Below are 12,954 nucleotides of genomic sequence, written 5' to 3' on the forward strand. Positions count from 1 at the left end.
ACCTTAAGGATAAATACCTCTCATATATTCTTCATATAGGTTTGGAAATATGGTCCAAATGTTTCTACCAAACTGCCGTAAATAGTTTGACTATGAGGAATGACAAAAGCGAAATTATGTATGAAAAAGTTTTGTTTTCTACGGTTTTACTTACCGTCCTTAACAGTTCCCTTGTATAGATCGAATGAGTATGACATCCCTCTATTCATCAAACTAATGTGTTATATCCTCTCCCTCTTAACAATTACAAAAGAAGCAATAATATAAACAAAAGAAATTAAATAAAATAAGGAAGCAACGGTTAAGAAATCAATGAGGTAACCGGTTGCGATAATTCCTATCCCACTCCAAAGTGATATATGGAGATGATAATTCCCAATTCTTTTACCGGCTGACTGAACATCTTTGTCGCGAGCTAGGAAGGCTTTTTCTGTATTTTTTTGAATGGCGCCGAGAATCCCCATGACGATCTGGATTACGTAAACTTGCCAGACATGAATAAGAAGTGGGATCAGCAACATTGTAGCTGCCATTCCTAAAGTATAAACAAGAAGCATATTTTTATCGCCAAACCGATCACCTAATCGCCCAATGATTGGGTAGGAGAGAGCTGCAGTTAAGGTAAACAAGCCATATGCCCAACCAAATTGAGAGTAACTATCTCCAATGTTTTTTATTAATAATAGATAAAAAGGGAAGACGATACTACTTGCGGTGATAAGGATGCTTTGGGCAATAAGAAATTTACGGAAATTCATTTGCTATACTCCTTGTAAAATAGATTCATGAATACTTCATTCGGATCAAATTGTTTTTTTAACTGAAAAAACTCCTTGTTACGTGGGTAGGCTTCATCCATTTGAGCTTGTGTAGGGTACGGATAATATGGTAAATAGTAGGAGCCATTATGTTCTAAAGTGACATCAATCATCTTCTGGATAACCTGTTCCGTTTTTTGAATGTCCTTTTTGCTCTTGCCTTGGTTGATTAGCAAAACTAGCGCAAACATATCCTCTTTTGCATAGGACAATACAGCTTCTGCATCCTTATTTACATAACGGACCGTAATATTTAGTAGATTTAACTCTTCTTTTTCAAGGACAGTCCGTAAATCATCCAGATAGTTGGTGAACTCATCAATTGGGACAAAATATTCTTGCAATGTCTCTGTTTTTGTTGGATGATCATACTCCATAAATTTACTGTCGGTTCGCATCGCATTGTTACGCGTAATGTAGTTGCCGTCTTGACCAACATAAAATTTTTCTTGCACATTCCATAGAAGATCCTTTCCCCAGTCACTGTAGCGTGATAGCCCGAGCATGAATTTTTGCGGTGAAGCAAGTGCATCTCCCTTTAATTTCGAATAACTTGAAAGTAGATCGTGTTCCTCGGCCAATTCATAATCAGTGACAAACATATCTTGCAACATTGTTTCTGGTGCTACTGATAATCTAGCAATATGCATGCGGATATCTTTATTTTGTTTAACCTCATTTAGAAAATAATCAGGATAATCTTCATAATTGATAGATTTTGAGCGAATTTGGTAGAGTTCATCATCGGTCAAATGGAAAGTGACATCTAGAATAATTCCGAATAGACCATAACCGCCAATGACTAATGGAAATAGTTGACTATTTTCAGTTCGACTGACATTGATAATATCACCTTCAGAAGTGAGCAGTCGGAAAGATTCGACTGTATCAATGAGCGAACCGTAACGAATATCTCTCCCATGAGCATTAACACTAATGGACCCGCCCACGGTAAAGATATTTTGTGATTGCATCACACGAAGTGCCAGGTGGTCTGGATTAATTTTAGTTTGGATATCTTCCCATGTAGCGCCACTTTGAACTGTAATCGTTCTCTCCTTTTCGTTATAATCAAGGATTTTATTATAACTCTTCATATCTATTAACATACCATTTGGATAATAAGTATGTCCCCCTTGACTATGCTGCATTCCAGCTACAGAGATTTTCTCTTCATTATCGATGGCTTCTTTCACCCAACTTTGCAATTCCGATTCACTTGTAAAGCTATGAACTTCTTTTATTTTAGTTGGTAGTAACTGACCGACATCTTTTATGATCAATGGTTTATGATTGTAAAACCAAAGGGAAGTTGATAATCCTAATCCGTACAAAATGGTAATAATCAGTATACTTTTTTTCAAAAAAATCTCTCCAAATTTTACGTAATGAAAGGTAATTTAATTTAGTATAGCTTTATCAACCATTTCCTACAATAACCTTTTCAAAGAACTATTCTTCCAATGTCAAGTCCTATAGTCCAGGAGAATACCGTGCAAAAATTAAGAAGGAAGTAGTGGATAAAGATTTATTATTTCTTTTTGGATCGGGTGGCTGCAAGTTGATTTTATAAAAGGAAATTACACAAAAATAAATAATTTATTGAATTATCATTTTACTTATGTTAGTCTTATAGGCAATGGAATTGTGGTAATAAATGTCATTTTGCTAGATTGATAGAAACTAGCTGATTTCACTTCACTTTAGATTACCGAAATCTATAAAAATCCCGATAAAAATGACAGCGTTTGCAATGGGCTTTTGACAAGTATGTTACTAACAAGGAGAATTTCCATCCCGTTTTAATAAGGAGTAAAAGAAGTGGGTGGCATTTGCCAAGTGAAGGAACATTAGTTTTTTGGCGATATTTTATCCGATTATTCCAATGTAATTAATGTATTATGATTTGAATATCGCAAGCTAACTTACTATCTTTGGTTTGAATTTTATTTAAACAATAGAAACAAAATTAAGGGAGGTAAGGAGATGTTGAAACAGAAATGGTGGATGCTGGGTCTAATCATTTTACTTTGTAGCTTGCTTGTTGCTTGTAACAGCAAAGAAAGTAATCAAAAGGATACAGGCAATGAGAAAGGGGAGGACCAAGAGCAAGCCGAAGGACCAGAGGAAGTGACTTTGAAGTTTGCTTATGGATGGGGAGAAGAGGCTTTTATTGAACATTATAAAGACCCCGTAGAAAAAGCTTTACCGCATATTAAATTGGAATGGGTAGAGGCGAATATTGGGCTCGCGGAGCAAGTAGAGGAACTATTGTCAAAAGGGATTGTTCCGGATATGTGGGTTGGATCTGGGGCAGCTCAGTTAAGGATTATGCAACAATATGAGATGGATTGGGGACTCGACGAGTTATTTGAAAAAAATAATTATGATTGGAGTCGCGTAAACCCTAAAATTGAACAGTTTGTTCGCAACCAAGTGCGCGATAAACAAATGTATATGGTTCCACTCTATCAGGGGGCGGACAGCCTTTATTACAACAAAGATATTTTTGATATATTTGGAGTTGAATATCCAAAGGACCATATGACGTGGAATGAGGTAAGGGATCTCGCCGCTAAGGTAACAGGGGAAAAGAATGGGAAGATGTATCGTGGTTTTGACATTAATTCACCGCAAATGATGTTAGATCAGCGTCAAGTGACACATATTGATCCAGAAACAAATGAAGTGTTGTTTGTAAAGGAACCGATTTATGCTGAATATGTTAGCTACTTGGAAAGCTTATGGTCCATACCTGGTATGTTGCCAGAAGAAGATCCCGGAGATTACTTATATCGTTGGGGAGCAAATTTCTTTAGTGACCATGATGTCGCAATGACCATTGCTTGGGATCGTTTTCCAAATGCAAAGGCTTATGAAGAACAGGGCTTAAATTGGGATATGGTGACAATGCCGGTTTGGGATGATCAACCAAATATGATCACACCACCTGATGCTTACTATGTGTTCCCTTCTAGAACGACTGAACATCAAGATGCGGTTTATGAAGTATTAGAATATTTCTTATCTGATGAGTACCAAGAGTGGGCCTCTCGAAATTTAGGGCGTACAACTGTGTTGGATAATCCGGAAATTCAAGAGACAATTGCTTCTGAAATTGAGGGGTTAGAGGATAAAAATCTTCAGTCTATCTTTATTATGGAAAGAAACCCTGGACTTCCTATTGAAGAAGTTAGCGAGTATGCCGGTTTGCAATATAATGCTTTATATCGAGGCGTACAGGAATTCGCTTCATTGGATACAGATGTCAATACATTCTTAAGAATTATGACAGAAAAGACAGAGGAAAATATTCGAAAAGCACAGGAAACTGAATAATAGTATTTCGCTCCCCCTGTTTGCGTCCTTTTCGCAGGCAGGGGGAATTATTAAAAGTTCATAATCGAAATAAATGGCTAGGGGGGAGATAGAATTGAGAATAGGAGTTGAAGTCCTTTTAACAGATGAACGAAAACGAGTCGAAGGAAAACGGATTGGATTGGTAACGAATACAACGGGTGTCGATCATCTACTTCGGTCAACCATCGATCTATTTTATGAAGATAAAGAGCTTGATTTACGGGCGTTATTTGCACCGGAACATGGAATCCGGGGAGATGAAGATGAAGGAAAGCCGATCGATTCATTTACTGATGCACAAACTGGCTTGCCTGTATATAGTTTGTATGGAAAGGAGAGGAAACCGTCACCTGACATTCTTAATGAATTAGATCTTATCGTTTTTGACTTGCAAGATGTCGGCTCTCGCTATTATACATACATATATACGATGGCTCAGGTAATGGAAGCATGTGGTGAACATGGGCTTCCGATGATTATTCTTGATCGGCCTAATCCGATTTCAGGGGGTCGAGTGGAAGGAAACTATCTAAATTTGAAAGGACCTTCCGCGTTTCGTGATCGGCTTCGTATTCCGAATCGTCATGGTCTGACTATTGGAGAGCTTGCTCTTTTGTTTGTTCACGAATACGGTTTAAAGTGTGATGTAGAAGTAATCACTATGGATGGTTGGAAACGAGACATGTATTTTGATGATACAGGTCGTATTTGGGTTCCTCCATCACCGAATACAACTGGTTTAAATATGTGTCTGCTCTATCCAGGGACATGTTTGATCGAGGGCTTGAATGTATCAGAAGGAAGAGGGACAGCCTTTCCATTTGAGTATATCGGCGCCCCGTTTTTAAAAGCAAATACGTTAGCGAAAGCATTTAATGACCGAGCATTATCCGGAGTGCTTGCTCGTCCCACTACATTTATTCCTGCTAAACAAAAACATGCCGGAAAATTATGTGCAGGTGTGCAATTACATGTAACGGATCGGCATACATTTGAACCACTTGACGCTGGACTTGTTCTCATTGAGGAAATTGTGAAAGCAGCACCAGGAAATATACAATTTTTACAAAATGTGCATGGCAGATATTCTCTAGATAACTTATCGCGCACGAATCAAGTACGGAAGCATGTGCTAAATGAAACGGTCGATATGCTATGGGAAAAGTTTTTGGAAGAGGCGGAACAATTTCAAACAATCAGTTCTCGTTATCATTTGTATTCTTAATTTCAGAAGTGTAAACAAACCATTCATTGTGGATGGGGGATTGTGAAAAATGTTAGTTACAGGAGAGATATTCTTAGCAAAAACAGAAAATCAGAAATAGTGCCAGATACTAACAATAGTTTTTAGTATCCGGCACTTTTGTTAACGCAATTCTTTATCTAAAAATGTAAAATAGTCGACCCATTCATTCATGACTTTAGATGTTGGCTTCCCGGCACCGTGGCCTGCTTTCTCTTCGAGACGAAGGATGACGGTGCTATTTTTGTCAGCTTTTTCAAGTAAGGTGGCCGCAAATTTTTTCGCATGCGCTGGAACAACACGGTCATCGCTATCTGCTGTTGCAATAAGAATAGGTGGGTATTTTTGTCCTTCTTTCACATTGTGCAATGGCGAATAGGTATATAAAAACGGAAAGTGTTCCGGTAATTCCGCGTTGCCGTATTCAGGAATCCAGTAATGTCCGATAGTGAATTTATGATACCGAAGCATATCAATGACAGGGACTTGACAGAGAACCGCACCAAATAAATCAGGGCGTTGCACCATACATGCAGCAACAAGGAGCCCGCCATTGGATCCGCCCATGATCGCTAGCTTTTCTTTCCTAGTATACTTATTGTCAATGAGCCACTCGGCAGCAGCAATAAAGTCATCAAAAACGTTCTGTTTCTTTTCTAACATACCTGCCTTATGCCATTCTTCTCCGTACTCATTTCCACCGCGGAGATTGGCCACCGCGTAAATGCCGCCTTTTTCCATCCAGCGGATCATCGTCGGACTGTAAGCTGGTGTTAAACTGATATTAAAGCCGCCATATCCGTAAAGGATGACTGGATTCTCACCATCTAACTGAATACCCTTTTTATGGGAAATAAACATCGGCACCTTTGTTCCATCTTTTGAAGGATAAAACACTTGCTTCGTCTCAAATTGGCTCGTATCAACAGGTATCTCTGTTTGATAATGCAAATTCAACTTTTTCTCATCCATATTATATCGATAGATCGTTGTTGGGTTAACATAGGAGGTAACTCCAAAGTAAATGTCATTATCTTCTTTACTACGTGTCATTCCCGCTAGTGAACCGATCACTGGGAGCTCGATTTCATGGGAGTACGTCCCATCTTGTTCATATACATGTAGTTGACAATGAGCATCATGCAAGTAGGCGATCACGAATCTTCCATTTATATATAAATACGAGTATAGAACATCACTTTTTTCAGGGACGACATCTTCCCAATGTTCACGTGCTGGCTGATCAACATCAATTTTAATCATTTTCCCATTTGGGGCATCTAAATTCGTTTGGAAATAAAAAGTACTTCCTTCATTCGTCACATATGTATAGCTTGCATCTTGTTCATCCAAAAGGCGAATCATTTCCCCGTTGGAATGAAGCGGCTTAATGTACAGACGATTTTCTGATGCAGTCCCTAGTGACACATGTAAAATAAGATATTGATCATCATGGCTGATCATGGGGGAAAACATTAATTCTTTATGATCAGGCCTCGCATAAATTAACTCATCTTCCGCTTGCGGTGTCCCAAGTTTATGAAAATACACTGTATGATGCTTGCCTTCATCTTCTTTACTAATCGTATCGGGGTCTGGAAAACGGCTGTAAAAGAAACCGCTATCATCTGGCGCCCACGCAATATTTGTAAACTTTACATGCTGAATATGGTCAGCTTCATCTTTTTTTGTCTGAACGTTTCTAACGTGTATTTCCTGCCAATCACTGCCGTGCGTTGAAGTCGCATATGCGATACATTCGGCATTATGGCTGATAGAAGTACTCGTCATGGCAACGGTTCCATCTTCGCTAAGTGTATTCGGATCAATAAGGACGACCTCTTCATCCCCATCTTTTACATATAAAACAGGTTGATTCTGTAATCCGCTATTTTTTGAATAAAATAAGCGACCCTTCACTTTTTTGGGAACACTGACCTTCGGATAATCCCACAATTCTTCTAACCTTTTTTTATCTGCATCGCTTGTTTCGGATTTCGCGAAATAGGAATTTCGGTGTTCCCCTATCGCTTTAACCCATTCCTTCGTTTCTTCTGATGTTGGATCCTCTAACCAACGATATGGATCAGCAACTTTTGTTCCATGAAAATCTTCAACAATATCATCTTTTCTCGCTAGTACCATCTATTCATCCCCTCCTTGATCATATTGATTCTACTATACTACTATTTTCTCCTTTTTTTAAAAAACTTAAAATGATATTTTGAAACTTTCCAACATACAAATATAAAAGAAATGTAATGACCATGTTAATAAAGATGACAGCAAGCATAAATACTAAATTTTATAAAAAATATCAATCCATACTTTACTTATAGGAATTAATAGGTATAATGTTCTTTAATGATGTAAAAATTCCCATTATTTTGGAGAATGAAATATTGGAGGATATTTATGGAGTTTAGATTTGATCATCTAGTTTATGTTGCAAAGGAGCCGGAGCGACTTGTTTCAGCCTTTGAACCGTTAGGGTTACATATAATTGGAGGGGGACGTCATGAAAGGTGGGGGTCTTATAATTCTCTAAGTTACTTCGGACTTAGTTATATTGAGTTTCTCGGAATTGATAATTGGGAGATTGCGACCAGAGAAAATGAAAATCGCTTAATAGCTCAAACTGCTAACATGCTGAAAAAGGGAGAAGAAGGTCCCCTTCGAGTCGCACTTCGAACCGACGATATTGAAAAATCAGCCTACTATTTAAGAGAAAAAGGGATCCAAGTATATGGACCATATCCAGGGGAACGGACGAAAAAGGACGGGAAAATAATCAAATGGTCACTTTTATTTCCAGAAAACTCCTATGATTCTAAACTTGTTTATCCGTTCATTATCCAATGGGATCAATCAGATGAGGAGCGACTTGAAGAGCTTCAGGCTAACCAGTTCACTGGGCAACATGCTATTGGAAATGGATCACCAACTTTTTCTCACGTTGGTTTTGCTGTTCATGATTTAGGTGACACAGTGAAACAATGGTCACAGTTATTTGGATTACATTGTTCTGAAGTTTTTTTCAATGAAACTCTTCAAGCCCGCTGTCAAGTGCTGATCGTTACGGGAACTAGGCTTCTTTTTTGTGAACCTACAGGGCAAGGGATCGTTCAAGAGGTACTGCAAACGAGGGGAGAAGTTCCGTTCTTTGTTCAATTAACAGATACTGGACAAGCTGATTCCATTCAAACTGGAAACTGTTTTTGGAATTTTGAATAATGGTTTTCACTTCTTATTCCATTGGATTGGTTGAAACACAATCAATCTACTGTGATAGGAATTATAATAGTTGTTTTCTAAATTGGGATTGTTCAAGGCTATCAGAAAAAAATAGACAAAGGGGAAGATTATTAATGAAAGCGGCACTTATTTTAAAGCATGGAGATAGAAGTAATGTAGTTGTTGCGGAACATCCTACTCCAGAGATTAAAGCGGACGAAGTTCTTATTAATGTAAAAGCTGTTGGTTTGAATCATTTAGATATTTTTGTGCGTCGCGGTATGCCTGGCCATAAACTGGAAATGCCTCATATTTCGGGTGGCGATGTCGCCGGGGTTATAGATAAAGTAGGTCCAGATGTAACTCATCTAGCTGTTGGGGATCGTATTGTCATTGATCCATTGATTAACGGAAAAGCATTGGGGGAAGATATGACAGGCGGGTTGGCAGAATATGTCGCTGTTCCTGCGAAAAACTGTATCCCTATTCACGATAATACTAGTTTTGAAGCAGCTGCCTCACTTCCAATTGCTTATGGTACTGCCTGGCGAATGCTCATGACGCGTGGGAAGCTTCAAGAAGGGGAAACAATTTTGATACTTGGAGCAAGTGGCGGGGTTGGAACAGCCGCGGTTCAAATAGCAAAGCTTGCTGGTGCAACGGTGATTGCGGCTGCAGGATCCGATGGGAAATTAGAAAAACTAAAAGAATTAGGTGCTGACCACCTGATTAATTATAATACAAGCGATTTTTCAAGAGAGACGTGGGTGCTCACTGGGAAACAAGGTGCTGACGTGATTGTCGATTATACCGGGAAAGAAACTTGGCCGAAAAGTATCAAAGCTTGTAAAAAAGGTGGGCGCATTCTTACATGTGGAGCTACAACGGGCTTTGAAGCTGTTACCGATTTGCGCTACGTATGGGTACGAGAGATGGCTATTCTCGGGTCTAATGGTTGGGAACGAGAAGATTTAGAAACACTGCTCAAGCTTGTTGATGAGAAAAAGATCATTCCTATTATTGACCGTGTCATGCCTATTGAGGAAATTCAAGAAGCACACCGATTAATCGAAGAACGAGAAATTTTCGGAAAAATTATAATGATCCCTTGAGATAAAGTGAAACTTCAATCAGTGGGGGTCTTACAGCCAGTTAATGCGGGATAAAGGAGTGTAAACATTGCGACCAGCGTCGGGAAATTTAGGTGATTTACTACATGAGGCTGTTACTTTTACGCCTCATAAGCTTGCTGTTATCGGTAAACACGAACAATTGACATACAAAGAGCTTGACGAGCGGATTAAGCGAGCAGGCAATGTTTTTAAAAGTCTTGGAATAGTAAAAGGTGATCGAGTCGCCTTGCTTTTTCCGAATGATGTTTCTTTTATTGAAATCTGCTTCGGATTAATGAGAATAGGGGCTGTACCAGTGCCCCTTAATATTAAACTTTCCATTGAGGTACTGTCCTACATTTTAACGGATAGTGGGGCAAAGCTAGTTGTTTATAAAGAAAGTTTGCTAGATAAGGCCCAGAGGCTTCAAACGGGGGATGGTCCCTGCTTCATTCAAGCAGGAGGGCACCATCAGGAAAACACCTATGAAGATTTGAGGGAAAAGGCAAGTACTGAATTGGAAACGGTACACGTCGAAGATGATGATCTTTGCTTCTTACCGTACACTTCTGGTTCGACGGGAAAGCCGAAGGGATGTATGCTTACCCATCATGGACAATGGTGGAATGCCTATACAACAGCAAAGTGCTATTTGCTAGATCGAGAGGATCGGGCACTCGTTGCTGTCCCTCTTTATCATAAAAATGCCATGATTAATGCAGTGAAGCCATGCTTGATGGTAGGAGCGTCGATCGTGATCCGTCCTGATTTTGACCCTGAAGATGTGATCGCCTCGATCGATCAGTATAAGTGTACGTATACAACAGGTGTTCCTGCCATGTTCAAAATGATTCTTGCAGCCTATCAAAGCTTAACACACTATGATGTGAGCTCTTTACAGTTCATTGTTTGTGGTTCTTCGGAGGTTCCGATTGAACTATTGGAGGCTTTAAAGAGAACCTTTGATATTAAAATTATGGAGGCCTATGGGTTAACGGAAGGTGGGCCACAAGTGTTTGCTACCCCGAGATGGGGAACTCATAAACAAGGGTCATCTGGGCTTCCAATTCCAGGTTGCGAAGTGCAGATAGTGGATCTCGATAAAAATCAGGAGTTACCTGCAAATGAAATCGGAGAATTATGGGTGAAAAATCCAGGTGTTGTAAAAGGGTACTGGAATCGGCCCGAGTTAACTGATGTCAAATTCAAAGGTGGCTGGCTGAAAACGGGTGATCTTGCTTACTTAGATGAGGACGGTTATGGATATATCATTGGTCGCACCGACGACATGATTAACATTGGTGGAGAAAATGCCTATCCAAAGGAAATTGAGCAAGTACTCCTGAAGCATGATGCAGTTGAAGATGTATGTGTCATTCGTACAAAACATTCCGTTAAAGGGGAAGCACCTGTTGCTTTTATAAAAAAAGTTCAAGGATATGAGGCGACGACAGAAGAGGAGATTAAGCGGTTTTTTATTGAAAATGGCCCTGCTTATGCCCATCCGAGATTGGTATTTTTCATTAATGAAATGCCGTTAGGTGGAACGGGGAAAATTGATAAAGGGCAGTTGAAGAACCTCTTAAATGAGCATAACACGAGGAGGATTCCATGAATATTTCATATGAGAGATTAGAAGAGTTATTGGTAGTGTCAAAATATCACCAATTTTTAGGGTTATCGTTGGAAAGTGTAGAAGACGGTTATGTGAAGATCAAGCTTCCTTTTAAAGAGGAATTTCTTGCGGATGAAAATGATAGTTATATTCATGGAGGAATTATTTCTTCTTTAATCGATGTGGCTGGTGATTTTGCCTTAATTACTAAGGTTGGAAAAGGAATTCCGACTATTGACCTCAGAGTGGATTACTTACGTGCTGCGCGGAAGGAAAATTTAGTCGCTGAAGCTAAAGTAGTAAAATGTGGTCGCACTTTGGGAGTGAGTGATGTAGTCGTGCGCAATGAAGCTGGTAAGGAAATCGCTATAGGTCGTGGTGTTTATAGTACAGCATGATTGAACGAAAAAAGGAAAGGTGGGGGAAGCGAATGTCTCAAAGAAGTAAAATTATATATATATTCATCGGGTTTATGGTCCTTCTTTTAGCAGCCTGTGGGTCAGAATCTGCTAGTTCAAATGATGTCATTAAAATCGGAGTTGCCGGCCCCTTGACTGGTGGAGGAGCCGAATACGGACGAGACTTCAAAGAGGGGTCAGAGTTAGCTGTAGAGCTATTTAATAAGAGTGGTGGCTATGAAGGGAAACAGGTGGAAATCGTATTTGGAGACGATAAAAATGAACCAAAGGAAGCCGCTTCTGTTGCACAGAGCTTTGCTTCCAATAAAGACATTAAAGCGGTGATGGGGCACTGGAGTTCTTCAACAGCATTTGCGGGAATTCCGATTTATAACCGTAACGAGCTTCCATACATTATTGCAACGGCTTCCCACCCTGATTTGACAAGTCCTGATACAGAATGGGTATTCCGAAGCTCGACTACGCAAATTTTGGAAGGGAAAAACCTTGCTGATTTTGCTGTCAACCAACTAGAGAAAAAGAATATTGCTGTCCTTTATGTGAACTCAGATTGGGGAAAAGCTAATGCCCAATATTTCAAACAGTTTGCGGAAGAATACGGTGCAAATATCTCCGTGTATGAATCCTATCCGCCGGGGGAAGCGATTGACTACACAGCGGCCTTAACAAAAGTAAAGGATTCTGAACCTGATTTGCTTTTCTTAGGAAGTCTTTATACAGAGGGGATTCTCATTATAAAACAAGCTAAGGAACTAGGGATTGATGTGGATATTATGGGAACAACAACTTTTAATTCTGATGGCTTCTTAGCAGGTGGAGATGTAGTTGAGGGGGTATATTTAAACTCCCTATTCGTTCCGACAGCTGAGGGGGAATTGATTCAGAAATTTGTTGCCGACTTCAAAGAGAAATTCGGCAAGGAGCCTAGCTATTTCAATGCTCTAGCTTACGATGCAACAACGATTTTGTTAGAAGGGATTAAAAACGGCGGAACAACACGAGAGGGAATCCGTGATGCGATGGCAGATATTTACGATTTTCCTGTTGTAACGGGGGTTGTTCAGTTTAATGAAAATCGTGATGATGTGAATAAACCCTATTATAATCTTGTTGTAAAAAACGGCAAATTTGAATTGGTTCAATAGGGGGGATT

General features: G+C 39.5%; 10 protein-coding genes and 1 riboswitch. Of the genes, 7 read left to right on the forward strand and 3 right to left on the reverse strand.

All coding sequences use genetic code 11. The features are described 5' to 3' along the window. Nucleotides 1–11: 11 nt before the first annotated feature. A riboswitch (purine riboswitch) is annotated at nucleotides 12–113 on the forward strand. 108 nt (nucleotides 114–221) lie between these two features. Together BN1243_RS20540 and BN1243_RS20545 are read right to left on the reverse strand one after the other, a co-directional pair. Next, a complete protein-coding gene (locus BN1243_RS20540; protein ID WP_062109982.1) occupies nucleotides 222–758 on the reverse strand; it encodes an MFS transporter in 537 nt (178 codons plus the stop codon). Next, the gene (locus BN1243_RS20545) at nucleotides 755–2,182 is read right to left on the reverse strand and encodes an FAD-binding protein (RefSeq protein ID WP_062109983.1); all 1,428 of its coding nucleotides are present in this window, start codon (nucleotides 2,180–2,182) and stop codon (nucleotides 755–757) included. Before BN1243_RS20545 ends, BN1243_RS20540 begins: the two co-directional genes overlap by 4 nt. Nucleotides 2,183–2,804: 622 nt before the next feature. Here BN1243_RS20545 and BN1243_RS20550 point away from each other — a divergent pair. Together BN1243_RS20550 and BN1243_RS20555 are read left to right on the forward strand one after the other, a co-directional pair. Beyond that, nucleotides 2,805–4,157, forward strand: coding sequence for an ABC transporter substrate-binding protein (locus BN1243_RS20550; RefSeq protein ID WP_062109984.1), 1,353 nt, complete (start codon nucleotides 2,805–2,807; stop codon nucleotides 4,155–4,157). 94 nt (nucleotides 4,158–4,251) lie between these two features. Next, nucleotides 4,252–5,403: an exo-beta-N-acetylmuramidase NamZ family protein gene (locus BN1243_RS20555; RefSeq protein ID WP_062109986.1), complete on the forward strand. Its 1,152-nt coding sequence runs from the start codon at nucleotides 4,252–4,254 to the stop codon at nucleotides 5,401–5,403. A 141-nt stretch (nucleotides 5,404–5,544) separates the two neighbouring features. Here the strand turns inward: BN1243_RS20555 and BN1243_RS20560 are convergent, their stop codons facing one another. After that, a complete protein-coding gene (locus BN1243_RS20560; RefSeq protein ID WP_062109987.1) occupies nucleotides 5,545–7,566 on the reverse strand; it encodes a prolyl oligopeptidase family serine peptidase in 2,022 nt (673 codons plus the stop codon). A 270-nt stretch (nucleotides 7,567–7,836) separates the two neighbouring features. On the opposite strand from BN1243_RS20560, the gene BN1243_RS20565 reads away from it, so the two are divergent. The 5 genes from BN1243_RS20565 (at nucleotide 7,837) to BN1243_RS20585 (ending at nucleotide 12,946) form a co-directional block, all read left to right on the forward strand. Next, a complete protein-coding gene (locus BN1243_RS20565) occupies nucleotides 7,837–8,655 on the forward strand; it encodes a VOC family protein (RefSeq protein ID WP_062109988.1) in 819 nt (272 codons plus the stop codon). Nucleotides 8,656–8,789: 134 nt separating this feature from the next. After that, nucleotides 8,790–9,767, forward strand: coding sequence for a zinc-binding dehydrogenase (locus tag BN1243_RS20570; protein WP_062109989.1), 978 nt, complete (start codon nucleotides 8,790–8,792; stop codon nucleotides 9,765–9,767). Nucleotides 9,768–9,834: 67 nt separating this feature from the next. Beyond that, a complete protein-coding gene (locus BN1243_RS20575) occupies nucleotides 9,835–11,382 on the forward strand; it encodes a class I adenylate-forming enzyme family protein (protein WP_062109991.1) in 1,548 nt (515 codons plus the stop codon). Then, nucleotides 11,379–11,780, forward strand: coding sequence for a PaaI family thioesterase (locus BN1243_RS20580; RefSeq protein WP_062109992.1), 402 nt, complete (start codon nucleotides 11,379–11,381; stop codon nucleotides 11,778–11,780). Before BN1243_RS20575 ends, BN1243_RS20580 begins: the two co-directional genes overlap by 4 nt. A 32-nt stretch (nucleotides 11,781–11,812) precedes the next feature. Next, the gene (locus tag BN1243_RS20585; RefSeq protein WP_062109993.1) at nucleotides 11,813–12,946 is read left to right on the forward strand and encodes an ABC transporter substrate-binding protein; all 1,134 of its coding nucleotides are present in this window, start codon (nucleotides 11,813–11,815) and stop codon (nucleotides 12,944–12,946) included. Nucleotides 12,947–12,954 lie beyond the last annotated feature (8 nt).

It is taken from the genome of Bacillus niameyensis (assembly GCF_001375535.1).
Taxonomy (GTDB): domain Bacteria; phylum Bacillota; class Bacilli; order Bacillales; family Bacillaceae_C; genus Lederbergia; species Lederbergia niameyensis.

Coding starts and splice junctions, on each gene's coding strand:
- BN1243_RS20540 (WP_062109982.1), bottom strand. CDS start 758: ATGAATTTCCGTAAATTTCTTATTGCCCAAAGCATCCTTATCACCGCA.
- BN1243_RS20550 (WP_062109984.1), top strand. CDS start 2,805: ATGTTGAAACAGAAATGGTGGATGCTGGGTCTAATCATTTTACTTTGT.
- BN1243_RS20560 (WP_062109987.1), bottom strand. CDS start 7,566: ATGGTACTAGCGAGAAAAGATGATATTGTTGAAGATTTTCATGGAACA.
- BN1243_RS20565 (WP_062109988.1), top strand. CDS start 7,837: ATGGAGTTTAGATTTGATCATCTAGTTTATGTTGCAAAGGAGCCGGAG.
- BN1243_RS20570 (WP_062109989.1), top strand. CDS start 8,790: ATGAAAGCGGCACTTATTTTAAAGCATGGAGATAGAAGTAATGTAGTT.
- BN1243_RS20580 (WP_062109992.1), top strand. CDS start 11,379: ATGAATATTTCATATGAGAGATTAGAAGAGTTATTGGTAGTGTCAAAA.
- BN1243_RS20585 (WP_062109993.1), top strand. CDS start 11,813: ATGTCTCAAAGAAGTAAAATTATATATATATTCATCGGGTTTATGGTC.